This window comes from Bacillus sp. N12A5, assembly GCF_026790125.1.
Taxonomy (GTDB): domain Bacteria; phylum Bacillota; class Bacilli; order Bacillales; family Bacillaceae; genus Bacillus.
This window is the reverse complement of the sequence record NZ_JALAMR010000010.1, coordinates 1-23519: the sequence shown is the minus strand read 5'-3', so window position 1 is coordinate 23519 and position 23519 is coordinate 1. Positions and strand designations below refer to the sequence as shown.

Sequence of the window (23519 nt, the reverse complement as noted above, 5' to 3'; positions counted from 1 at the left end):
AAACAGAAAGGGTTGGAGGGGCATGGCCGCGTACGAGATCCCGTCATCTCAAGTAGGAGTGAAAATCAATAAGTGGTATAAGCACATTTTAGCATTTCAAGTGGCTGATGCCGTTGAACTGAAGAAAGAGATCGATCAGGACATAGAACATATGGAAGAGGATCAACTGCTGTTGCTGTATTACCAGCTGATCAGTTACCGGCACCAAATTATGCTGGATTATGTAAAGCCAGACCTGCACGAGGAATCTCAGCTTCAATATCGTGAATTGATTAAAACGCTGGAAAGCAATCAGGACAGTATTTCCGGATTATCTGAGTATTATTTTCACTTGTTCAAAGGAATGTACGAATTTGAACAGAACAATTATATTTCGGCCATATCCTTTTACCGGAAAGCTGAGAAGATGCTTGCGTTTGTAGAAGATGAAATTGAAAGAGCGGAATTTCATTTTAAAGTGGCAGAAGTTTTTTATATCATGAAGCAGACGCACTTTTCCATGAACCATGCCATACAGGCGCTTGAGACGTATAAGGCGAACGATTTTTACAGAGTCAGAAGAATTCAATGCCATTTCGTGATATCTGGAAACTACATTGACTACAGAAACTATGAAAAAGCGCTGGAGCATTTGGATGACGCGTATCGTCTGGCCTTATTGGAAGGACAGCCCCGTTTGATCGGATCAGCCCTCTATAATATTGGGAATTGCTATGATGACAAAGGAGAACTGGATCAAGCTGCGGACTACTTTGAAAAAGCGCTTCCTGTCTTTGAGGAGCATCAGCTTGAACAGCTTCCGAAAGCGCTCTTCAGCCTGACACGCGTTCTATTCAAAAAACAAGATGTCCAAGCTGCGATGCGGTACTATGAAAAAGGGATTGCCATTGCCCAAAAACGAAACGACTTCTTCAGCCTGGCAAAATATAAATTTCTGCAGGCCTTATATGTGGAATCTGTGAATTTGGATATGATTCAAGACGTATTTGACTATATGGAAGAAAAAGGCCTGTACGTATATATTGAAGAATTTGCTTTGGATGCTGCCTCCTATTTCAGTCATCGCGAACAGTATAAAGAAGCGGTGTATTTTTATGAAAAAGCGGTCAGCATGAGAGAGATGATTCAAAGAAACGATTGTTTATATCAAGTGTAGACAAAACCATCTGCTGCCAGATGGTTTTTTTATATGAAAAAAGGGAGCATCGGAACGTTTATTTCCGGGGAGAACAGGAAAAATCGCAACAGCACTGTTTTTGAGCAAAAGCCGTTTTGGGATGCAGATAAACATGATTGATTGAGGGGGAATTCGATGTTTGGTTTCAATGATATGGTGAAGTTTCTATGGTCTTTCCTCATTGTTCTGCCGCTTGTACAGATCATACATGTTTCAGGGCACAGCTTTATGGCTTTTATTTTTGGCGGAAAAGGCTCATTGGATATTGGAATGGGAAAAACATTGCTTAAGATTGGGCCGATACGGTTCAGAACGATTTATTTTATCGATTCTTTTTGCCGATACGGGGATTTGAAGATTGACAATCGATTCTCAAATGCGCTCGTGTATGCCGGGGGCTGCCTGTTTAACCTGATAACGATTTTTACAGTCAATCTGCTGATTATCCACAGTGTGTTAAAGCCGAATATGTTTTTCTATCAGTTTGTCTATTTTTCTACGTATTATGTGTTTTTCGCCCTGCTGCCGGTTCGATATTCAGAGAAAAAGTCATCAGACGGCCTGGCGATATACAAGGTGCTTCGGTACGGAGAGCGCTACGAAATCGATAATTAACATTCAAATGTTTACTGCCTCTCAGATCGGGAAGGTAACAAGTACACACATAATTGAGGGGAGAGAATGGACATGGGTAACGATAGTGTAAAAGACAAAATGAAAGGCGGCTTCAATAAAGCCAAAGGAGAAGTGAAGGATAAAGTCGGGGATATGACCGATAAAGCGGACATGCAGGCTGAAGGCAAAAAAGATAAGGCAAAAGGCGAGATCCAAAAGGATATCGGGAAAGCAAAGGATACATTCACAGATAAATAGCAGCCATACGGAAGAGGCAGGAAACAATATGTTTCTTGCCTTTTTTGTTCGCTTTTTTGGATGTGAATAAATATAACAAAAAAAGCAGCCGATTTGGTTAAGGTATCTAAATTTTTTAAATATTCTTTGAATTAATGAACCTCTTCTATATAATAGTGACATGAGTTGTTACCTTTTATAACATCATTTGGGGAAATCAGACAAAGGGAGGTTCTGAATGAAAAACAAAGGAGTTAGGATACAGGCTGTTTTTTTGTTGGTTCTGATTATGGTTTTGATGACGGGATGTACTGCGCCGAAGAAAGTGTCGGAAGCCAGCGGGGGCGCGAAACAAACAGTTGATGTCGACACAAGCGGAGATTCAGTGAAGGTCGGAATTCTTCACTCCTTAAGCGGGACAATGGCGATCAGCGAAGTGTCAGTCCATGATGCGGAGTTAATGGCGATTCAAGAAATCAACCAAAAAGGCGGAGTTCTCGGCAAAAAGCTTCAACCCATCGTGGAAGACGGCGCTTCAGACTGGCCTACATATGCGGAAAAAATGAGAAAACTGCTTCAGCAGGATAAAGCAGCTGCTGTTTTCGGCGGATGGACGTCAGCAAGCCGCAAAGCCATGCTTCCGGTTGTGGAGCAAAACAACGGGCTGCTATTCTATCCGGTGCAGTACGAAGGAATGGAGTCATCGCCTAATATTTTTTATACCGGAGCAACGACGAATCAGCAAATTGTGCCGGCTGTTGATTGGCTGCTTAAGAATAAAGGAAAGACCTTCTTTCTGATCGGGTCGGATTACGTGTTCCCTCGAACAGCCAATAAAATCATCAAGGCGCAAGTGAAAGCAGCCGGAGGAGAAATTGCCGGTGAAGAGTATACGCCGCTCGGCCACACGAATTACAGTACGCTCGTCAGCAAAATCAAAGACAAACAGCCCGATGTCATTTTTAATACGTTAAACGGTGACAGCAATGTGGCGTTTTTCAAACAGCTGAAGGATGCGGGGATTTCGGCTGACGATATGCCTGTCATGTCGGCAAGCGTTGCTGAGGAAGAAATTCGGGGGATCGGCCCTGATGTGCTAAAAGGACATTATGCGGTATGGAATTACTTCCAGACAACCAATACGAGCGAAAATCAAACATTCGTGAAGAATTATAAAAAAATGAACGGCGATAGCCGGGTGACGAGCGATCCGATTGAAGCTGGCTATAATGCGGTCTATCTCTGGGCAGCGGCTGTGGAAAAAGCCAAGTCCTTTAATATCGATAAAGTGAAGAAAGCGGCTGACGGGATTGCATTTAAGGCCCCGGGCGGCACAGTAAAAATCGATGGAGATACACAGCATCTTTACAAAACGGTCAGAATCGGGCAAATCACGGGGGATGGACAGTTTAAAGAAGTATGGAACTCAGGGGAACCAGTAAAACCTGATCCTTATTTAAAAACGTACGGCTGGGCAAAGGGGTTATCCCAATAAATCAAAGCCGTTTGCGGGAGAGGAGGCGGAAGATGTCTGTCGTCGTGACTCAATTATTTAACGGGATCAGTCTCGGTTCTATTTTGATTCTCATTGCGATTGGATTGGCGGTTACATTTGGTTTGATGAACATTATTAATATGGCGCACGGTGAGCTGATTATGGCAGGAGCCTACACGACATATGTCATTCAGCAGCTGTTTTTAAGCTATTTGCCTGCTTCTCTGTTTTCTTACTATTTTTTAATCGCTATTATTATGGCATTTGCGGTGGCGGCGCTTATCGGGATTGTCATTGAAAAGGTGATTGTCAGGCGGTTATATGACCGTCCGCTCGACAGCCTGTTGGCGACATGGGGCGTAAGCTTGATTCTGCAGCAGGCGGCCAGATCGATTTTTGGCGCCCCGAACGTGGCCGTCAAGTCTCCTGAGTGGCTGACGGGAGGGGTGACGCTGTTTTCGGTTACCTTTCCGTATAAAAGGCTGTTTATTTTGGCGCTTGTTCTTTTTACGCTGGCGCTGCTCGGTTTCTATTTGTTTCAAACCTCTGCGGGGCGGCGGATGCAGGCTGTTACGCTGAATCGGAGCATGGCATCGTGTCTCGGCGTATCTGTAAGAAAAACAGATACATTGGCATTCGCACTTGGAAGCGGATTGGCCGGTATCGCTGGGAGCTCACTCACATTGCTTGGTTCGATCGGGCCTACACTTGGTTCGTCATATCTCGTCGATGCCTTTATGATCGTCATTTTAGGCGGGATTGGAAAATTAAAAGGAACGATTATCGGCGCTGTGACGGTCGGTTTGCTGAGCACATTCGTTGAGTATTCCACAAGCGCTACGATTGCAAAGGTTGTCGTGTTTGCATGTATTATTCTCTTTCTGCAATGGCGGCCTTCAGGTCTTGCAAGTGTCAGAACGAGATTAATTGATTAGGAGGGGACCGGATGAAGCGGTTTTCACAATTCAGTCCGTATCTGGTGATGTTTGCCCTATTTATTGCCGCTCCGTTTTTTCTTCAGGAGTTTCGATTAGGGCTGTTGGCGAAGTTTTTATGCTTCGCGATTGTAGCGGTCGGCATTTGCCTGATTTGGGGATATACAGGCATTTTGAGTTTAGGGCATGGTGTCTTTTTCGGATTGGGTGCTTACTGCATGGCCATGTATTTAAAGATAGAGGCCTCTCCGTCAGGCATACCTGATTTTATGGAGTGGACCGGCGTCAGTGAACTGCCGTGGATCTGGACAATGTTCAGGTATCCTTTTGCTGCGATTGCCGCGGCTGTCATTGTGCCTGTCTTTCTGGCCTTTTTACTCGGCTACTTTACCTTCCGCAACAACATAAAGGGTGTTTATTTTTCGTTGATCTCTCAGGCTGTTGTTGTGGTGGTTGTCACATTGTTCATCGGCAGCCAGGACATTACCGGCGGAACAAATGGCCTCACGAATTTCTATACCATTTTTCAATATGCTCTGGCTGATCCTGCAATGAAGCAGATTTTGTATTTTACGACAGTCTTTTTCCTCGGTGTTTCTGTCGTGTTCGCTTTGTTTCTGACGAAAAGCCGTTTTGGAAGGCTATTGCAGGCGGTCCGGGACGGAGAAAACAGGGTCCGTTTTTTCGGCTATCATTCGACCGTTTTTAAAGTATTTATTTACTGCGTATCGGCTGCGATGGCGGGGATTGCCGGGATGTTGTTTGTGCTTCAGGACGGAATGATCTCGCCGGAAATGATGGGCATTATCCCTTCAGTGGAGATGGTGCTGTGGGTGGCGATCGGCGGCAGGCACTCCATTTTCGGGGCGGTGCTTGGCGCGCTGTTAACGAACGGCATGAAAAGCTATTTAAGCGAATATTATCCTGACATTTGGCTTTACTTTCTCGGCGCGCTGTTTATCATCGTCGTGCTCTATCTGCCAAAAGGGATTGTAGGGCTGTTCGAGAAGCTTAGAACCCAGCTATCTTCCTCAAAAAAGAGAGGAGCGGCTGTTTATGAAACCGATACTTACCTGCCGTGATGTGAAGGTTGAGTTTGATGGGTTTTGGGCTTTGCAGGGCGCTGATATCAGCGTGCAGGAACGCGATATCCATTTTCTGATTGGGCCAAACGGCGCCGGAAAAACGACCTTGCTGGATATCATTTGCGGAAAAACGAAGCCGCATTCAGGCGAAGTCCTGTTTCAGGAGACGAATGAATTGACGAAGGCTCGGGAATATCAGATTGCCAAACTAGGCGTCGCCAGAAAGTTTCAGGCTCCGAGTGTCTTTACGCAGCTGACGGTGTTTGAAAACCTCGAGCTTGCCATGAAACAGAAAAAAACGATCCTCTCACTGCTGGCAGCGCGCATGACAAAACAGCAAAGTGACAGGATCATTGACATTCTGCAGCTGGTTGGGTTAGAGCACAAACGGGATCTAATAGCTGGCAGCCTGTCACATGGACAGAAGCAATGGCTTGAAATCGGGATGCAGCTCGCCATGGAGCCGAAGCTTTTGCTGCTGGATGAACCGATTGCCGGCATGACGGGGAAGGAACGGGAAAAAACCGGCGCCCTGCTTGAAGAAATTGTGAAAACGTGCTCTGTTCTCATTGTGGAGCACGATATGGATTTTGTGCGCTCGTTTTCCAGAAAAGTCACGGTGATGCATGAAGGCAAAGTCCTTTGTGAAGGCTCGATGGATGACATTACAAGCAATGAAGAGGTGGCCGCAGTGTATTTAGGAAGGAGCGGTGTGTCATGATTGCCGTCACTAATGTTACGTCCGGTTACGCTCAATCAATGGTTTTGCATAGTCTCAGCATGGAAGTTCGCCTGGGGCAGGTTGTCGCTGTATTAGGCCGAAACGGGGTTGGAAAATCCACTTTGCTGAAAACAATCATAGGCCTGCTTCCTGCTAAACAGGGGGATATTTGTTTTAATCAAACGTTTGTTCAAAATGAAAAGGCGGAAACACGGGCAAGGGCGGGGATTGCGTATGTTCCGCAGGGAAGAGACATTTTTTCCACCTTAACCGTTCGTGATAACTTGCTGCTCGGAGAAGAGCCGCTTGCGAAGAAGGAACGGACGGGGCAGATCAAGGAAGAGATTCTTCAGTGGTTTCCCGTTTTAAAGGAGATGCTTGACCGCAAAGGCGGCGATTTAAGCGGAGGACAGCAGCAGCAGCTTGCAATTGCCAGAGCATTGATGGGAAATCCAAAAATTATTTTACTTGATGAACCAATGGAAGGGATTCAACCTTCAATTGTCGAACTAATCAGACAAGTTATCGTAAATATTTCCAGAAAAAAAGACATGTCCGTTATATTAGTCGAGCACAGTCTGGAAAACGCATTAACCTGTGCTGACTACCTTTATGTGATCGATAGGGGAACGGTTGTTGATCATGGAAAGGCCGATGAAGAAACGGCTCGCCGCTTTGAAAGGCATCTTACTGTATGATCTTCATGCTGAAGAAAGGGAGGTGATGTCCCGCCTGCATGTTCCGCAAATTCGCAGTAAACGCATCCGCTTTATAAGACAAAAGAAGGAGGACGACAGATGAAATTGACACCGGTTGAACAAGAGAAGTTGCTCATTTTTGCAGCGGGGGAATTAGCCAAACAGCGAAAGGCGCGGGGTGTTCTGCTGAACTATCCTGAAGCTGCCGCTTATATCACCTGTTTTATCATGGAAGGCGCACGTGACGGGAAGGGAGTAGCGGAGCTGATGGAAGCCGGCCGCCATGTCTTAACGGAAAAAGATGTGATGGAGGGTGTGCCTGAGATGCTGGACAGCATTCAGGTGGAGGCCACATTTCCTGACGGAGTGAAGCTTGTCACGGTACATCAGCCAATTTCTGCGGAGGTGAAGTCATGAAGCCGGGAGCATTTCAGATTGCTGAGGGAACGATTACGATTAATGAAGGACGCGAGACACGGGAGATAGGTGTAAAAAACACCGGATCACGCTCCATTCAAGTCGGATCGCATTTTCATTTTGCAGAAGCCAACGGGGCATTATCATTTGACCGCGAGCAGGCGATCGGCATGCGCCTTGATGTTCCATCAGGCACGTCCGTCCGTTTTGAGCCGGGTGAGCAGAAAACGGTGACGCTTGTGGAAATTGGGGGACGAAAAACAATCAGAGGCCTGAACGGAATGGCTGACACATTTATCGATCAACGCGGCAAAGAAAAAACGTTAGCCAACTTACATCAAGCCGGCTGGATGGAGGGTGTCATCCGATGAAAATGTCACGGGAGCAATATGCGGAGCTGTTTGGGCCGACAACGGGCGATAAAATCAGATTGGGCGATACGGATTTATGGATCGAAGTCGAAAAGGATTTCACTGTATATGGAGAAGAAATGATCTTTGGCGGCGGAAAAACGATCCGTGACGGCATGGGCCAAAACGGCAGAATCACAGGGAAAGACGGCGCTTTGGACTTGGTCATCACCAACGTCGTGCTATTGGATTACACAGGCATTGTCAAAGCGGATGTCGGTGTGAAAGACGGCCGCATTGTCGGCGTCGGAAAAAGCGGCAACCCTGATATTATGGACGGGGTCGATCCGCATATGGTCATCGGCGCAGGTACAGAGGTGATTTCTGGTGAAGGCAAGATTTTAACAGCCGGAGGAGTAGACACACACATTCATTTTATTTGCCCTCAGCAGATGGAAGTTGCGCTTTCTTCAGGTGTGACGACACTATTGGGAGGCGGAACAGGACCAGCTACAGGAAGCAAAGCGACAACCTGTACGTCTGGCGCGTGGTATATGGCAAGAATGCTGGAAGCGGCCGAGGAGTTTCCGGTCAATGTCGGCTTCCTAGGAAAAGGGAATGCATCCGATAAAGCGCCGCTGATCGAGCAGGTGGAAGCCGGCGCCATCGGCCTGAAGCTTCATGAAGACTGGGGTACGACGCCAAGCGCGATCAAAACGTGTATGGACGTCGTGGATGAGGCTGATATTCAAGTTGCTATCCATACCGATACGATTAACGAAGCGGGCTTCCTGGAAAACACGCTCGACGCGATCGGGGACCGGGTCATTCATACCTATCACATTGAAGGAGCAGGAGGCGGCCATGCCCCGGATATTATGAAGCTCGCCTCTTACGCGAACATCCTGCCGTCATCTACAACGCCGACCATTCCTTATACCGTTAATACGATGGATGAGCATCTTGACATGATGATGGTCTGTCACCATTTAGATGCGAAAGTGCCTGAAGATGTAGCGTTCAGCCATTCCAGAATCAGGGCTGCGACGATTGCGGCAGAGGACATTCTCCATGATATTGGCGCGATCAGCATGACATCATCGGATTCCCAGGCGATGGGACGGGTCGGTGAAGTAATCATCCGAACGTGGCAGGTAGCCGATAAAATGAAGAAGCAGCGCGGCGCTCTTGCCGGCGAAAACGGAAATGACAATGTGCGCGCAAAACGCTACATTGCCAAATACACGATTAATCCGGCGATTACGCATGGGCTCAGCCATGAAGTCGGTTCGGTGGAAAAAGGGAAGCTCGCTGATCTCGTTCTGTGGGACCCGGTATTTTTCGGCGTAAAACCGGAACTGGTCTTAAAAGGCGGCATGATTGCACGTGCGCAAATGGGAGATCCGAACGCGTCTATCCCGACTCCTGAACCGGTGTTTATGCGCCAAATGTATGCGTCATACGGAAAAGCCAATCGCTCAACCTCCATTACATTTATGTCTCAGGCGAGCATAGAGCGGGGAGTAGCGGAAAGCTTAGGGCTGGAAAAAAGAATTTCTCCCGTCAAAAATATCAGAAAGCTGAGCAAGCTGGATATGAAGTTGAACGCAGCTTTGCCGAAGATTGAAGTTGATCCCAAAACCTATCAGGTCTTTGCTGACGGAGAGGAATTGTCTTGCCAGCCTGTCGATTATGTTCCGCTTGGACAAAGATATTTCTTATTCTGACAAGACGCGGCCGGAGTGCATCCGGCCGTTCTATTGACTCAAAACGGTGCACAAAAACCCTGCATTTAGTGTATATTAGATGTTGACAAACGAATTAAATGTAACTATTATAGTTACAACGGTGGTGAAAAACATGATTAACAGCCGTCTTGCTGTTGCCATTCATATTTTATCCCTCATTTCGATGGATGAAAAAACATCTTCAGAAATAATCGCAGACAGCGTCAACACCAATCCGGTAGTCGTGCGAAGAATGATCAGCCTACTGAAAAAAGCGGATATTCTGACATCACGTGCTGGGGTCCCAGGTGCAAGCCTCAAAAAAGACCCGGCTGATATTACTCTTTTAGAGGTATATCGGGCTGTCCAAAAGCAAGAAGAGCTCTTTGCAGTTCATGAAAACCCGAACCCGAAATGTCCGGTAGGGAAAAAAATTCAGAACGCACTGGATGAAACGTTTGAAAGTGTGCAAAAAGCGATGGAGAATGAACTGGCAAGCAAGTCATTAAAAGATGTTATGAATCATCTCTTTTAATCAAAAGGGATGACTTCTCACCGCCAACATGTAACTAAAATTGTTACAAATAAGGAGGGAATGAAAAATGAAAATTGGAATCATCGGTGCAAGCGGAAAAGCAGGAAACCAGATTTTAAAAGAAGCAAAAACAAGAGGCCATGAAGTGACAGCCATCGTCCGAAACGCTTCAAAAGTGCAGGAACAGGACGTAGCGATTTTGGAGAAAGATGTGTTTGAACTGACTGCGGAAGACATCAAGCCTTTCGATGCGGTGGTCAACGCATTTGGAGCAGCGCCTGGCCAGGAACATCTTCATGTTGAGGCAGGCAGAGCGCTCATTAGCATCTTAAAGGACGCAAAAAACACCAGATTGCTTGTCGTCGGCGGAGCGGGAAGCCTGTTTGTAGATGAAGCCAAAACAACCCGTTTAATGGATACGCCGGAATTCCCGAAAGAGTATCTGCCAACTGCATCAAATCAAGGAGAGAACCTGAAAGATTTGCAGCAGACAGACTCCATTTCCTGGACGTTCCTAAGCCCTGCGGCATTTTTTGACCCGGCAGGTAAACGGACGGGTTCTTACCAAAAAGGAAAAGACAATGTCATCGTAAACGCTAAAGGTGACAGCTATATCAGCTATGCAGATTATGCCATTGCCGTATTGGATGAGCTAGAACATCCTGCACACCAAAATGAACGCTTCACAGTTGTAAGCGAAGCGGAATAATAAAAAACCCGGAGTCCGCTCCGGGTTTTTCTGATTAATAAGTGCTGTAGGTATCATAATCGCTGAAGATACCGTCAGCAATCCCAAGCATTAAAAAGATGAAGAAGGCGATAATCGCTAGAATGGATACAGCAATGCTTACGATTAAATAAATTCCTTGCATCTTCACAAACTTCGCGTAATTCTCCAGCATTAAGTCCTCAGACTGTCCGCTATGTTGTTCAGCCATTTGGCCCGCTTCTTTGGCTGACCGCATCAAAAAGATTCCGGAAATAATTTGAAGTACGCCCGGCACGGCACCGATCAGAAAAAAGAACGCGCCTGATAGCGCGGTAATTGCGCCCATAATAATAAATAAAATGCCTGTTGCTTTTCCCCATTTTGAAATGCTGATGAGGGTTTTGTTCATTGTTTCAGGATTCATATACACTGGCTCCCCTTTACAAAAAAATACTCACTTTTCTTTTATACACTATTTGTGAGAAGTTTTGTATATAGAATATTATATTTTAGGGATTGACCTTGACGCTGCGTGATTGTTTACGATGAAAAAGAGGAGGCGGCATTGATGAAATACCAAGTCAAACAAGTGGCGGACATAGCTGGTGTCAGTATTCGGACGCTTCATCACTATGACCATATTCAGCTCCTGATTCCATCAGCGCTTACTGATGCAGGGTATCGTTTATACAGTGATGCAGACCTAGAAAGGCTGCAGCAGATTTTATTTTTCAAGGAAATTGGCTTTCGTTTGGAGGATATTAAAGAGATGCTTGATCATCCGGACTTTGACCGGAAAGCGGCACTTCGGTCGCAAAAGGATATATTGATGAAGAAAAAACAAAGAATGGAAGAGATGATTCAAACGATTGACAGGACGCTTCAGTCCATCGAGGGAGGAGAACGTATGAATAAGCGGGATTTATTTGCGGGATTCAGCATGAAAGACATTGAGGAGCACCAGCAGACATATGCTGATGAAGTCAGAAAGCTGTATGGAAGGGAAATTGCAGAAGAAACAGAGAAAAGGACATCTGCATATACGTCGGACGATTGGCGCGTGATCATGGCTGAATTTGATTCGATATACAGACGAATTGCGGCACGAATGATACACGGCCCTGGTGATGCAGAGGTTCAGTCCGTTGTGGGGGCGTACCGTGATCATATTTGCCAATATCATTACGATTGCACACTCGACATTTTCAGAGGGCTTGGAGAAGTGTATATCACTGACGAACGATTTACAAATTCAATCAATCAATATGGAGAAGGCCTTGCCGCTTTTTTGCGGGAGGCGATTATCATTTACTGTGACCAACAGGAAAAACCCCGGCTGTAAAGGCCGGGGTTTTGGCACATCTTATAAAATCGGCGACAACAGCCGCGAGACGGATTCTTTAATTCGAATCCACAAGGAGCGCTGCAGATATTCTTCATAGGTGTATTTTCTGGATACGAGCAAATCTTCTTTAAATGTAGAAACCAGTTTTTTAGCAATGTTGATATCGTAAATAAATGCATTAACCTCAAAATTCAGCCTGAAGCTTCGAACATCAATATTCGCTGTGCCGACTGATGCAATTTCGTCATCCACTACGATAGTTTTCGCGTGAATAAAGCCGTTATCATAGATATAGACAGTGGCTCCGGCTTTTAACAGCTCGCCGATGTACGAAAGTGTCGCCCAGTATACAAAGGCATGATCAGGCTTGTTCGGGATCATAATATTGACGTCAATGCCTGACAGGCACGCGATCCTTAAAGCATCCAGCAGGCTTGCGTCGGGGATAAAATAAGGCGTTTGAATCAATATGGAACGTTTGGCATTCGAAATCATTTTAATGTAGCCATTTTTAATTTGTTCCCATTCGGAATCCGGGCCGCTTGTGACAATTTGCATCCCGACGTTGCCTTTCGGGCCGTAATCAGGAAAGTGATTGGGGATATATGTCAGCGTATGGTGATGGGAAGCTTGGTTCCAGTCAAGGATGAAACGTGTCTGGATGGCATGCACGGCCGTTCCCTGCAGCCGGATATGCGTATCACGCCAATAACCGAATTTCGGATTAAGCCCGAGATACTCATCTCCGACGTTAAAACCTCCGACATAGCCGGTCATTCCGTCTATGATGACAAGCTTTCGATGGTTCCGGTAATTCAGCCGCAAGTTTATCGGCCTGAGCTTTGAAGGGAAGAAGACTTCCACATGCCCGCCGGCCTCGCGGAGCTCTTTAAAAAACTTTTTTCGCAGCGTTCTGGACCCGAGTTCATCATAAAGCACCCTGACCTGAACACCTTCTTTCGCTTTTTCGATCAGAGCGTCCCGTAATTTTTTGCCTAATTCATCACCTTTATAAATATAATATTGTAAGTGGATATGATCCTTAGCCTTTGAAATGTCGTTCAGCAGCCGCTGAAACTTATCCCGTCCATCTGTAATGACGTCAACTGAATTATCCTCAGTGAACACAGCATGATTATTCATAATAAGCATATAAATTAAATCTTTGTTATCAAAGGTTGCCCGGTTGTTGAACTGAAACTGCTTGGTTTCTAAATCTTCAAGCTGATGCTTCAGCAGTCTTTCAATTCCAATCTTTTTTCGATCCTCCCATTGAAACAAATGCTTGCGCCTGAGATTATGGCCGAATAATAAGTATAAAATAAAGCCTAAAACGGGAATAAAGAAAAGAACAAGCAGCCACGCCCAAGATGCGCTGGCATCGCGCCGTTCTTTGAAAATGACAATGATGGCCAAAAGAATATTCAAAATGAAAAAAAGTGATAAAAGGATGGAAGAAATACTCACTTTGTAACCCCGCTCATTCATATTTATCAAGAAGATTGCCATTAGTATTCCATGAATAACAGCGATCTGATTCCCATTACAAATTATAACACTCACATTTTAAAAGAATAAAGTGCAGCGATCCAGATTCTTCGTGAAAAATACGGGCAGATTTCTTTAAAACCAGCGTTCACCTGCGTTAAAATAAACACATATGATAACGTTCGTGAAGACTGCAACATCAAATAAAGGGGGAGGATACCTTGAACTTTTACAGAGTTGAACAAATGCCGGGGTTCATTAAAACAGAAATGCAAAAAATTCAAAAGGCCGTACAGCCTTTCATGAAGAAAACCGTCATGTACCGTTTTCTTGCTTTTCCGCTAGCTGCATTCTCTCTCTTTAATTTGGCTGCTTTTTTATTTCACGCTTCTGCTGACAGGGAGTCCCTGATCAGCGCAGGCATATTTGCACTTCTTGCGGCGCTCGGGCTGGCATTTTTCAAAGAAGCAGGCTATCAGCATAAACAAATCCAAAAAACGGTTCACATCTATATGCTGAACAGGATCAAAAAGAGCGAAATCCTTTCAGAAGAGCGGAAAGACTCCTATACGCGCCAGATCAAAGAAGAACCGTTTGCGATGCGTAGTTTTGTGGAATTTTTGACTGAGGAAGACAGGCGCAAGAAAATGCAGTTTTAAAAGAGCTGAACACTAGAACTGCACCCTGACTGCTGGACAGATCAGGGTGCAGTTTTTTATGGCCATTTCTTCTGTAGTTCTGCAAAGTGCAGAGCGCATTCACAAAGAGGTATCTATATAAACTATATAGAATCCCATCTCAGCGGTGTTCCTGCTGAAATATGTTTCTTGGCTGTTCTGCCAATAATGACATCATAAAATTTTGGTTCCAAACCGTAACCGGGCCGTACGACCTTAATATTTTCTTTTGTGAAAGGCTCGCCGGCTTTTATATCTTTATTTACATAAATCGAACGACGGAATTTGAGCGAAGCTTTTTCCTCGTCAGTGGGTCCATACGTAATCTGTCCTAATGCTTGCCACGCCCTTTCAGTTTCAACGACAAGATGCCTTAGTTCGGATGGTTCCAGTGAAAAGGCGGAATCTACGCCGCCGTCAGCTCTTGATAAAGTAAAATGTTTTTCAATCACAGTTGCACCTAGGGCGACACTAGCGACAGCCACCCCTGTTCCCATGGTGTGATCCGATAAGCCGACTTGGCAGTTAAATAAGTTTTTCATATGAGGAATCGTGGCAATATTGGTGTTTTCCGGTGATGCCGGGTAGGTACTGGTGCATTTTAGAAGTATTACCTCTTTGCAGCCGGCGTCTTTGGCGGCCCTTATTGATTCATCAATTTCTGCTACTGTAGCCATCCCAGTGGAAATGATAATAGGCTTACCAGTAGCAGCGACCTTTTTGATAAGAGGGATATCAGTATTTTCAAATGAAGCGATTTTATATATAGGAACACCCAAGTCCTCCAGAAAGTCGACAGATGATTCATCAAATGGCGTACTCAAAGGGATCATTCCAAGTTCCCGGCATTTATTGAAGATTGGCTTATGCCATTCCCATGGAGTGTACGCTTGTTGGTATAATGTATAGAGCGTTCTGCCGGACCAGAGACTATTCTTATCCTCAATTTTAAAATCTTTCGTATTCATATTTAATGTCATTGTGTCAGCGGTATATGTTTGTATTTTCAAAGCGTGTGCACCTGCTTTAGCCGCTTCTTCTATAATATGAAAAGCACGCTCTAATGATTGATTATGGTTTCCAGACATTTCAGCAATAATAAACGGAGGATGATGCGGCCCAATTTTTCTTCCTTCTATATTGATTTCGTTCATTTTTGCACCTCTTTTTATTTACAGGAATACCGGCCATAAAAGCCAAAGGGCATAAAACACAATTCAAATCATGTTATTAAAATGTGTATCAATGTCTTTACCGTCTATTCCTCTAGCAGCTAATTTCTTCATCACTTTCGGCTTTTCCGCTTCCCATTCTTCCTTTAAAAGACCGTATCGGATCACATCAAGATAGTTGCTATTCCTTGCGATATGGTTTCGAAAGTGACCTTCTTTCCTAAAACCGAATGATTGGTGATAGGACAGACTTTTTTCGTTATTCGACAGGACTTCTCCGTATACTTTCTCAATCTCCAGCTGTTGAAACGCCCATTCTAATGCTAAAAACCCCATGACAGAACCGGACCCTTTTGGACTCTGGGCCTCTCCGATATAAAAACCCCAATAGCAATGGTGATTCTTATGGTCAACATCTTTAAAACTTACAAAGCCGATGTCAGTATGATCAATTGTAAAGATAAAATAATGTTCTGTTTTCGAGGAATTCACTTTCTTGAACCAATGATGATGCTGTTTTTCAGTAATGATTTGATCGTTATACATTGATTGTCTGATTCTATCATCGTTCCGCCAACGGAGGACTGTGTCTAAGTCTTTTTCTTTTAATGTCCTAAGGGAATATTTGAACATAGACTTATCCCTTCCTTACGTTAAAATTTCAAATAAGAGATTTTGGCGATTATCAATATTTCCTTCTAGCAGCATGCGGGCTTTTTGTGACATTTGTATTAATAACAAGGGATTATTTATCATTTCGTTAATAGAAGAGACGATATCTGATTCCTTGACGGATTCTTTAGGCCCCAGATATTGAATGGCGCCTAATTGATCAAGCGTTTCAGCAATCAGTTCTTGATTTTCAGCAACGGTGATTACGATGGCTGGAAGGCCGAGATAACAGCGTTCCCAAGCGGAAGTTCCGCCTGCACCTATTGCGAGATCGGCATTGTACATCAATTCTGCAATATGATTTACTTGGCAATGAAAGCTGCAAAAGTCATGTTTTTTGCAAATGGATTCAATGTCATTCTTATGGGTATTGGTATTTCCAATTACGATATCCAGCTCAATATCATGGAGGTTAAGCTGCTTAAAGGCGTGAATAACCTTTTTCGTTTCATTAGTGGGATCAGTGCCTCCAAAAAAGACAAAAATCTTTTTTATACTGCCGTCACGGTTTTTGTTATTGGGCTGAAATGAATAAAATTCATCCCGCAATAAGACGTATTCAGGCCCTAAAAATTGTTTGCAGCTTTTGGGAACCAGGTTGGCATAACGCTCTTTATAATGAGGATAAAGATTCTGGTCTAATAAAATATCGCAATGATGTAAACGATCAGCAAGGTCATCAATCACCATTATTTTTTTCACATATTTTTTTACCTCCAGCTCCCAATTGATATCAATTGCGTAGTGATCAATGATAAGGAGGGAGATTTCCTTGTTCATGTCTTGAATTGCACGGCTGGTTTCAGCTGAGTCAACATGCCAAGGGACACCGAGCCAATCAGAATGGAGAGTTGATTTAGGTATCAAAACATTCTTTTGAGGTGCTGGGAGCATAATGAGATCAAACTGCTGCTCGCGAATCACCTCAGCTAGATGGCCTTGTAAGCTTCGGCAAACAAATGTAATGTTAGCTCCCTTTTTGCGCAATGCATTAGCAAGCGTAAGGCACCTCATGACATGACCTGTGCCTATTTCAATTGAAGCATCTGTTCTGAAAAGTATGTTCATAACAGCACCTCATCATCATTTGTACTAGTCATTGTTGTCATTTACTATTTCTTTTTGTTCTATTCGGGCGTTGAGTAAAGACCAATCCGGAAACGCGTTCAATAACGCTAATGTATCCTCCAAGCTAAAGTCAGGATTCGTTGGATATAGTTTTTCTATGATTTTTTTGATTAACAAAAAGTCCTCAGGTGTGTCCACAGTCCACCTATGCTGATTCTGATTTTCGTTATAGGTGATATTAGCCAACTTGAACCGACCGGGATTTAGGAAAATGAAGGGTGTTACGTGTTCCCGTTCATGTTCAAGACTGGACTCGGCATAAGCCTTTTCTAATGCTGAAACTGAAAAAACCTCTATATCCATTCCGCGGGGATACGTTCTATTTAGAGTGTTAGACACATAATCATATTGGCCGTTTGAATCTAGATAAAATTTGACTACTTTGTCGATGACACGATGATCGATAATAGGGCAGTCAGAGGTTAAGCGGACAATCGTTTCCGCTTTGTTGATTTTTGCTGCTTCGTAATATCTTGATAAGACATCGTTTTCTGACCCACAATAATAAGTAAGAGACAATCTCTTACTTAACTGGACAATTGGTTTATCATTCTCATTTGTCGTTGTGGCGATCACAATATCATCAATAAGCGCCGCTCTTTTTATTCTTTCAATTTGATATTCCAGCAGAGGTTTATTCAAAACTTTTTTTAATACTTTCCCTGGCAATCTGCTGGACCCCATCCGTGCTTGGATTATAGCCGTTACTTTCAACTCATGACCTCCTACGAATAATAATCCACTACTTTTTTTAATGCTTTGATCACGTCGTCTGCATCTTTTTCGTTCATTGATTGAAACAGAGGTAAGGTGATGATTCCTTTATATAGATTTTCTGCACTTGGACATAGGCCCGCTGGATATCCTAAACGTTGATAGTAAGGGTGTAAATAAACGGGTATATAGTGAACGTTAACTCCTATATTTTCTTTTTGCATAGCGTTGAAAATATCATCGCGGTTTCCTTTTAGCTGATCCAGCTTTAATTGAATAATATAAAGGTGCCAGCTTGAAGTTGAGGCTGCATCTTGTATTGGTAGCTGAATGTGGGAGAGGGTTTTTAACTTTTCGTTATAAATCTCGGCAAGGTGATGCCGTTTTTTAATAAAATCATCTAACTTTTGCAATTGGCTGATCCCTAATGAAGCTTGGATATCTGTCATCCGGTAATTGAAACCAAGGAAGTGCATTTCATAGTACCACGAGCCATGGTTTTGAGTTAACTTTTTAGGATCACGGGTTATTCCGTGACTGCGGAATTGAAGCAGCTTCTCATAATATGTTCTATTATTCGTCGTTATCATTCCGCCTTCGCCTGTTGTAATATGTTTTACAGGATGGAAACTAAACATTGTCATATCACTGATTGAACCGACTTTTTTCCCTTTATATGAAGCGCCTAATGCATGTGCAGCATCTTCGATGACGATTAAGTTATTGTCTTTTGCGATTTTTTGAATCTGATCGTGATTCACTGGCTGTCCCGTGAAGTCTACTGGTATAATGGCCTTTGTTTTTGGAGTGATCAGCTTTTCGATAGAATCAGGATTAATATTGTATGTGAGCGGGTCAATATCTGCGAAAACCGGTTTGGCGCCCATGTACAAAATACAATTGGCACTTGCCGCAAATGTGACGGGTGTAGTAATGACTTCGTCTCCCTGTGAGATACCAGCAGCAAAGCAAGCCGCATGCAACGCAGCTGTTCCGCTGGAAAATGCAACTGCATAGCTGCTGCCAGCATATTCAGCGACTTTTTCTTCGAATAACGCAATTGTTGGTCCTGTCGTCAAATAGTCTCCTCTTAAAATATCGACTACGGATTGTATATCTTCTTCATCCAGCGATTGTCTGCCGTAAGGAAGATAAGAATCTCTGACGGGTTTACCGCCTGAAATGGCCAATTTATTCTCACTTGTCATGTTCAATTCTCCTATTAAATAAGATTCGTGCCCTTAATCCATTCTTCTGTTTTTCTTATTCCTTCCTCCAAACTGACCTGCGGGCTCCAATTGAGGATTTTCTTTGCTTTTTCGTAGTTGCACAGCAATTTTGGAATTTCACTTTGAGGATGTATATGCTCTACATGGTGAATGTTTTGTTTATCGCCTGCGATTAATTCTGCCAAATCATTAATAGAGATATCTCTTCCAAGGCCTGCGTTTATAATTTCACCATTTGCTTTTTTGGAATAACCCGCCTGCACGACGAAATTAGCGCAATCCTCTACATATAAAAGATCACGGGTTTGAGTGCCATCACCATATATATGCAGCTTTTTACCGTCCAATTTATTTTTTATAAAAATAGCGACCACTCCGCCTTCACCGCCTGTTTTCTGGAAAGGCCCATACGTATTGAACGGACGGATAACCACCGCTGGTAGACCATACGCATGATAATAGGAGAGCACCATGTTTTCAGCTGCGATCTTTGCGCCTGCATAAGGGGAAGCGGGTTTAATAGGATCTGTTTCTTTAATGCCTTCAGCAAATGCAGCTCTGTCGTACACCATGCAGGTACTCATGAAAACAACTTTCACATTATGCTTTTTGCATAATTCTAAAATGTTAAAAGTGCCGAGTGTGTCGTTTTCAAATGTGGTTTTCGGATCGTCAATGCTGTCTTGTACGTTTATGCTTGCGCCCAAATGATAGCAAATGTCAAATTGCTTCAGGAAAAGATCTTCTAATGTTTTTTGATCCTTTATATCTCCTTTAATAAACTCAATAAAACCTGGGGCGTTTTTCAATTCTTCTAGGTTTTCTAAACGGCCGTTCGATAAATCATCCAGCACCCATACTTGATGACCGTCTTCTAATAACTTTTTCACAACCCATCTCCCGATAAAACCTGCTCCACCGGTAACGAGAATATTCATGACCATCTTCCTTCCCAGATTAAATTAGTTTTTGCGATTTTAATAATGTAAGGACTTCTCCTTTTGAAATTTGCTCTTGATCATTTGAACTATAGGTTCCTTCAGCTGCTTTTTTTGCTTGAGCATAGTGATTTCTATTCCCATATGTTGAAGGGATCACAAACATTTCAGCCAGATCAAAAGCCATTGTCGATTCATCATACGTCATAAGTTCTTCATACATTTTTTCTCCGGGGCGCAGCCCGATCTCTTGTATTTCAATGTCATCAACATTCAAATTGTGTTTTTTGCATGTTTCTTCAACAACAACTGTCACTAAGTCGCGCAGTGAGATAACCGGCATCTTTAATATAAAAATTTCTCCGCCTTGAGATTCTTTAAGCGCACTAATTAATAATGATGTTGCCTGATCCAGGGTCATCATAAAGCGATTCATGTTTAAATCCGTAACAGTCACTTTTTTTTGGGTTAAGATTTGTTCTGTAAACAATGGAACCACGGAACCTCTTGACCCAATTACATTTCCAAACCGAACACAAGAAAAAACCGTCTCGGCTTTTCCTTTGCTGTATTCTGCTGCGGAAATTAATCTTTCAGCTGTGAGTTTTGTTGCTCCATATGCATTCGTTGGAGATATTGCCTTATCTGAACTTGTGAAAACGACCTTTTTCACGTTTTGAGCAACTGCTGCTTTAATGACATTATTGGTTCCTATAATATTTGTTAGGACCGCTTCATACGGATTGTATTCGCAAGCGGGAACATGCTTCATGGCAGCTGTGTGGAAGACGTAGTCAATGCTGTCCATTGCATTTAACACCCGGTCATAATCTCGCACATCGCCTATTAAAAATCGAATATCCTTTCTGGGTCCGATTTCGTTTTCTAGCATAAATTGTTTATATTCATCCCTGCTGAATATTCGAACAACCTTTGGCTGGTCTTTAAGAATTTGTTTTAGAAGGCTTTTTCCAATCGTGCCTGTTCCGCCAATTATGAGTATTTTTTTATCTTTGAAAAACACAAGTATACCCACTTCCTTTTTTCTTGAATTGATAAAACAATGTCGGTTATTGGAGTATATGCTTGTAAGAAAACTCTGTGTTTGCTCTAGCCTATCTGATTCACCTATAATTTTGTCCATTCATAGAAATAGAAATGGAATAGCCCGGCTGTAACTGTAGATCCTGTGGGGCGGGGGAGAGTGAATAATGCAGAAAAACATAATAAAAAGGCATGAGTCCGGTCAATACCTAACTCATGCCTCTGCTATCTCTGTCTATCTTTTTGATTTATTCAAACACCGGGTCATCCTCATAATAATAGGAATCCGGATCTTCATACGTATCGGTGTTTTCATAGGCGGCTATGCCGACAATCACCAGCAAGAAAATGGCCAAAATGATGCCGATCACGCCCATGGCGATACTGGATGCTGCGTAAAACAGCTGCATTTTAATAAACGTTCCATAATTCTCAAGCATGCTTTCGCCAGCGGTGCCGGTAAGATTTCCGTCAGCTTCCGCGGCTGCTTTTGCTGAACGCGTCAAAAAGACGCCTGAAATAATAAGCAGTACGCCCGGGATGGCGCCGATCACTGTCACCAGAGTGGACAAAGTGACCAGCGATCCCATAATGATCAGCAAAATGCCCGACACTTTGCCCCACTTGGCGATGTCTGATAGCGACTTGACAGCGGAAGCGCTCAGCTGGCGGCTCTCGTTTTCCGCAGGCACAATTTCCTGTTCCGCGGGACTGCTTTCTTCATTATGATGTTCAATTTCGTTTTCGTCTTTATCCAAACTAATCATGACAGCTCTCTCCCTAAAATTTTTAAATCGTATCTTTTGCCGTCCATTTCGGCGATGCCGGGGAAGAGTCCCCATTCTGCAAACCCGTGCTTTTCAAACAGCTTCAGGCTTGGTTTATTATGCCCAAAAATGAAGGCCATAAGTGAGCGGATGCCAAGACCCGGCGCAATGCGGAGCGCTTCCTGAAGCAAATACGATCCGACGCCTTTGCCGCGGCATGCTTCGTCAATGTATATGCTGACCTCCGCTGTTTTATTATAGGCGGGCCTTCCGTAAAAGGTTTCAAAGCTGATCCAGGCAGCGACGTTCCCGCTTTCGTCCTCGGCCACATAAAGCGGACGCGCCTCGGTATGCCCCAAAAACCACTCCATCCGGTCTTCAGGTGTTACCGGTTCAGTATCGGCTGTTACCATTCGAGAAGCAATCGTTGAATTATAAATCGCAACAACAGCCTCCAGATCTTTATGTTCAGCAAGACGCAATGTCATGTTCATGCGTATTTGGCACTCCTCTCAAAAAAATGACATATTTTCGTATTAGTCTGCGCAAACTACGTCTAAAAAAAGTTTTTTTGTATAGGTGTATATATTTTCAGAAAAGTGTTCAGAATGTTGCTGAGGTGATGAAACAATGAGAGAGGAAGAAAAGAAAACTTCTCAAGTCAAAAAACTTCAGCAGTTTTTTCGTAAACGCTGGGTGTTCCCTGCAATTTACTTAGTCAGTGCGGCCGTCATTTTAACAGCTGTCCTTTGGTATCAATCTGTATCAAATGATGAGGTAAAGGATCAGTTGGCTGATAACGGCGGAAACTCCGCATATGACAACAACGACGATGCAGTTGAAGTAGGAAAGTCAATGGAAAATGTCGCAATGCCGGTTGTTGATTCTGAAAACGTTTCTGTTGTGAAAAAGTTCTATGAAACCGATGCCGCTAAAGAAGAGAAAGAAGCAGCACTCGTTACCTATAATAACACGTACAGCCTAAGCAAAGGAATTGACTTAGCTGAGAAAGACGGAAAAGATTTCGATGTTTCTGCTTCTCTGAGCGGTACGGTTGTCAAAGCTGAAAAAGATCCAGTGCTGGGATATGTTGTGGAAGTTGAACATGCCGATGGTTTATCAACTGTGTATCAATCTCTTTCTGAGGTAAGTGTCGAGCAAGGTGACAAGGTAAAACAAAACCAAGTGATCGGAAAGTCTGGCAAGAACCTTTACAGTGAAGACAGCGGAAACCACGTGCATTTTGAAATCCGTAAAGACGGAGTCGCGATGAACCCGCTGAACTTTATGGACAAACCGGTTTCTTCTATTGAAAAAGCAGCAGCTGCTGAAGAAAAAGCTGCCACTGAAGAAACAGAAGAATCCATTCAGCAATCTTCCGAGAAAAAGGATGGATCAACTGAAAAAGGAACTGAAGAAAAATCCGGTGAGAAATCGGATGACTCAACTGACAAATCTGGTTCTAAAGAAAGCAGCACAACAGAAGACACTGAACAGTCTTGATGAAGAAAAACGTCTATCCGTGGGGACTGACCCCATAAGATGAGACAAATAAAAAACACCTTCAAGTTTGAAAACGGATGATTGTTATCCGAAATTAGACTTGGAGGTGTTTTTTCTATGGGGACAAGAGTGAGTTAACAG

General features: G+C 43.6%; 27 protein-coding genes. 16 read left to right on the top strand and 11 right to left on the bottom strand.

Translation table 11 applies throughout. The annotated features are described in order from the left end of the window. Positions 1–22 precede the first annotated feature (22 nt). From rapB to MOC09_RS13190, 13 genes are all read left to right on the top strand, one after another. The gene (gene rapB, locus MOC09_RS13250) at positions 23–1156 is read left to right on the top strand and encodes a response regulator aspartate phosphatase RapB (RefSeq protein ID WP_268370786.1); all 1134 of its coding nucleotides are present in this window, start codon (positions 23–25) and stop codon (positions 1154–1156) included. A gap of 156 nt (positions 1157–1312) precedes the next feature. Continuing rightward, on the top strand, positions 1313–1792 hold the full coding sequence (locus tag MOC09_RS13245) for a hypothetical protein (protein ID WP_268359448.1): 480 nt from the start codon (positions 1313–1315) through the stop codon (positions 1790–1792). Positions 1793–1864: 72 nt separating this feature from the next. After that, positions 1865–2050, top strand: coding sequence for a CsbD family protein (locus tag MOC09_RS13240; RefSeq protein ID WP_268359449.1), 186 nt, complete (start codon positions 1865–1867; stop codon positions 2048–2050). Between the two features lie 217 nt (positions 2051–2267). Then, entirely contained in the window at positions 2268–3524 is a 1257-nt protein-coding gene (gene urtA, locus MOC09_RS13235) for an urea ABC transporter substrate-binding protein (protein WP_268359451.1), read from the top strand. A gap of 32 nt (positions 3525–3556) precedes the next feature. After that, positions 3557–4459, top strand: coding sequence for an urea ABC transporter permease subunit UrtB (gene urtB, locus MOC09_RS13230; RefSeq protein ID WP_268370784.1), 903 nt, complete (start codon positions 3557–3559; stop codon positions 4457–4459). Positions 4460–4470: 11 nt separating this feature from the next. Beyond that, positions 4471–5541 carry an urea ABC transporter permease subunit UrtC gene (gene urtC, locus MOC09_RS13225; protein ID WP_268370782.1) on the top strand — a complete coding sequence of 357 codons (1071 nt, stop codon included), beginning with the start codon at positions 4471–4473 and terminating at the stop codon, positions 5539–5541. Further along, positions 5516–6265, top strand: a complete 750-nt coding sequence (urtD, locus tag MOC09_RS13220; RefSeq protein WP_268370781.1) for an urea ABC transporter ATP-binding protein UrtD — start codon at positions 5516–5518, stop codon at positions 6263–6265. Before urtC ends, urtD begins: the two co-directional genes overlap by 26 nt. After that, positions 6262–6963, top strand: coding sequence for an urea ABC transporter ATP-binding subunit UrtE (gene urtE, locus MOC09_RS13215; RefSeq protein ID WP_268359458.1), 702 nt, complete (start codon positions 6262–6264; stop codon positions 6961–6963). Before urtD ends, urtE begins: the two co-directional genes overlap by 4 nt. A 99-nt stretch (positions 6964–7062) precedes the next feature. Continuing rightward, complete coding sequence (ureA, locus tag MOC09_RS13210) at positions 7063–7380, top strand: urease subunit gamma (RefSeq protein WP_003227724.1); 318 nt, start codon at positions 7063–7065, stop codon at positions 7378–7380. Next, positions 7377–7751: an urease subunit beta gene (gene ureB / locus MOC09_RS13205; RefSeq protein WP_268360194.1), complete on the top strand. Its 375-nt coding sequence runs from the start codon at positions 7377–7379 to the stop codon at positions 7749–7751. Before ureA ends, ureB begins: the two co-directional genes overlap by 4 nt. Next, positions 7748–9457: an urease subunit alpha gene (ureC, locus tag MOC09_RS13200; protein WP_268360195.1), complete on the top strand. Its 1710-nt coding sequence runs from the start codon at positions 7748–7750 to the stop codon at positions 9455–9457. The genes ureB and ureC overlap by 4 nt, the downstream gene beginning before the upstream one ends. A 133-nt stretch (positions 9458–9590) precedes the next feature. Further along, positions 9591–9992 carry an Rrf2 family transcriptional regulator gene (locus MOC09_RS13195; RefSeq protein WP_268360196.1) on the top strand — a complete coding sequence of 134 codons (402 nt, stop codon included), beginning with the start codon at positions 9591–9593 and terminating at the stop codon, positions 9990–9992. A gap of 67 nt (positions 9993–10059) precedes the next feature. Further along, entirely contained in the window at positions 10060–10701 is a 642-nt protein-coding gene (locus MOC09_RS13190) for an NAD(P)-dependent oxidoreductase (protein ID WP_268360197.1), read from the top strand. Positions 10702–10735: 34 nt separating this feature from the next. Here the strand turns inward: MOC09_RS13190 and MOC09_RS13185 are convergent, their stop codons facing one another. Then, entirely contained in the window at positions 10736–11125 is a 390-nt protein-coding gene (locus tag MOC09_RS13185; protein ID WP_268360198.1) for a DUF5362 family protein, read from the bottom strand. Positions 11126–11269: 144 nt separating this feature from the next. Between MOC09_RS13185 and MOC09_RS13180 the strand changes: the two genes are divergently transcribed. Beyond that, positions 11270–12043, top strand: a complete 774-nt coding sequence (locus tag MOC09_RS13180; protein ID WP_268360199.1) for a MerR family transcriptional regulator — start codon at positions 11270–11272, stop codon at positions 12041–12043. Between the two features lie 21 nt (positions 12044–12064). On the opposite strand, the gene cls is transcribed toward MOC09_RS13180, so the two are convergent. Next, positions 12065–13513, bottom strand: coding sequence for a cardiolipin synthase (gene cls, locus MOC09_RS13175; protein ID WP_268360200.1), 1449 nt, complete (start codon positions 13511–13513; stop codon positions 12065–12067). A 242-nt stretch (positions 13514–13755) separates the two neighbouring features. On the opposite strand from cls, the gene MOC09_RS13170 reads away from it, so the two are divergent. Then, complete coding sequence (locus MOC09_RS13170) at positions 13756–14193, top strand: DUF5392 family protein (protein ID WP_003235711.1); 438 nt, start codon at positions 13756–13758, stop codon at positions 14191–14193. A gap of 122 nt (positions 14194–14315) precedes the next feature. On the opposite strand, the gene pseI is transcribed toward MOC09_RS13170, so the two are convergent. The 9 genes from pseI to MOC09_RS13125 all read right to left on the bottom strand — a co-directional run bounded on the left by pseI (position 14316) and on the right by MOC09_RS13125 (position 22363). Further along, positions 14316–15365 carry a pseudaminic acid synthase gene (pseI, locus tag MOC09_RS13165; RefSeq protein ID WP_268370779.1) on the bottom strand — a complete coding sequence of 350 codons (1050 nt, stop codon included), beginning with the start codon at positions 15363–15365 and terminating at the stop codon, positions 14316–14318. A gap of 63 nt (positions 15366–15428) precedes the next feature. After that, a complete protein-coding gene (gene pseH / locus MOC09_RS13160) occupies positions 15429–16016 on the bottom strand; it encodes a UDP-4-amino-4,6-dideoxy-N-acetyl-beta-L-altrosamine N-acetyltransferase (protein ID WP_268360202.1) in 588 nt (195 codons plus the stop codon). A gap of 15 nt (positions 16017–16031) precedes the next feature. Further along, positions 16032–17123, bottom strand: coding sequence for a UDP-2,4-diacetamido-2,4,6-trideoxy-beta-L-altropyranose hydrolase (gene pseG / locus MOC09_RS13155; protein WP_268360203.1), 1092 nt, complete (start codon positions 17121–17123; stop codon positions 16032–16034). A 24-nt stretch (positions 17124–17147) separates the two neighbouring features. Further along, positions 17148–17897 carry a glycosyltransferase family protein gene (locus tag MOC09_RS13150; RefSeq protein ID WP_268360204.1) on the bottom strand — a complete coding sequence of 250 codons (750 nt, stop codon included), beginning with the start codon at positions 17895–17897 and terminating at the stop codon, positions 17148–17150. An 11-nt stretch (positions 17898–17908) separates the two neighbouring features. Then, positions 17909–19105, bottom strand: coding sequence for a UDP-4-amino-4,6-dideoxy-N-acetyl-beta-L-altrosamine transaminase (gene pseC, locus MOC09_RS13145; protein ID WP_268360205.1), 1197 nt, complete (start codon positions 19103–19105; stop codon positions 17909–17911). 14 nt (positions 19106–19119) lie between these two features. Further along, positions 19120–20064, bottom strand: a complete 945-nt coding sequence (locus tag MOC09_RS13140) for a dTDP-glucose 4,6-dehydratase (protein WP_268360206.1) — start codon at positions 20062–20064, stop codon at positions 19120–19122. Positions 20065–20083: 19 nt separating this feature from the next. Next, positions 20084–21088: an SDR family NAD(P)-dependent oxidoreductase gene (locus tag MOC09_RS13135; RefSeq protein WP_268360243.1), complete on the bottom strand. Its 1005-nt coding sequence runs from the start codon at positions 21086–21088 to the stop codon at positions 20084–20086. 268 nt (positions 21089–21356) lie between these two features. Continuing rightward, a complete protein-coding gene (locus MOC09_RS13130; protein WP_268370777.1) occupies positions 21357–21875 on the bottom strand; it encodes a DUF5362 family protein in 519 nt (172 codons plus the stop codon). Beyond that, positions 21872–22363, bottom strand: coding sequence for a GNAT family N-acetyltransferase (locus tag MOC09_RS13125; RefSeq protein ID WP_268360244.1), 492 nt, complete (start codon positions 22361–22363; stop codon positions 21872–21874). Before MOC09_RS13125 ends, MOC09_RS13130 begins: the two co-directional genes overlap by 4 nt. Before the next feature lie 142 nt (positions 22364–22505). Here MOC09_RS13125 and spoIIQ point away from each other — a divergent pair, with 142 nt between their 5' ends. Next, entirely contained in the window at positions 22506–23378 is an 873-nt protein-coding gene (gene spoIIQ, locus MOC09_RS13120) for a stage II sporulation protein spoIIQ (RefSeq protein WP_268360208.1), read from the top strand. Positions 23379–23519: the final 141 nt, after the last annotated feature.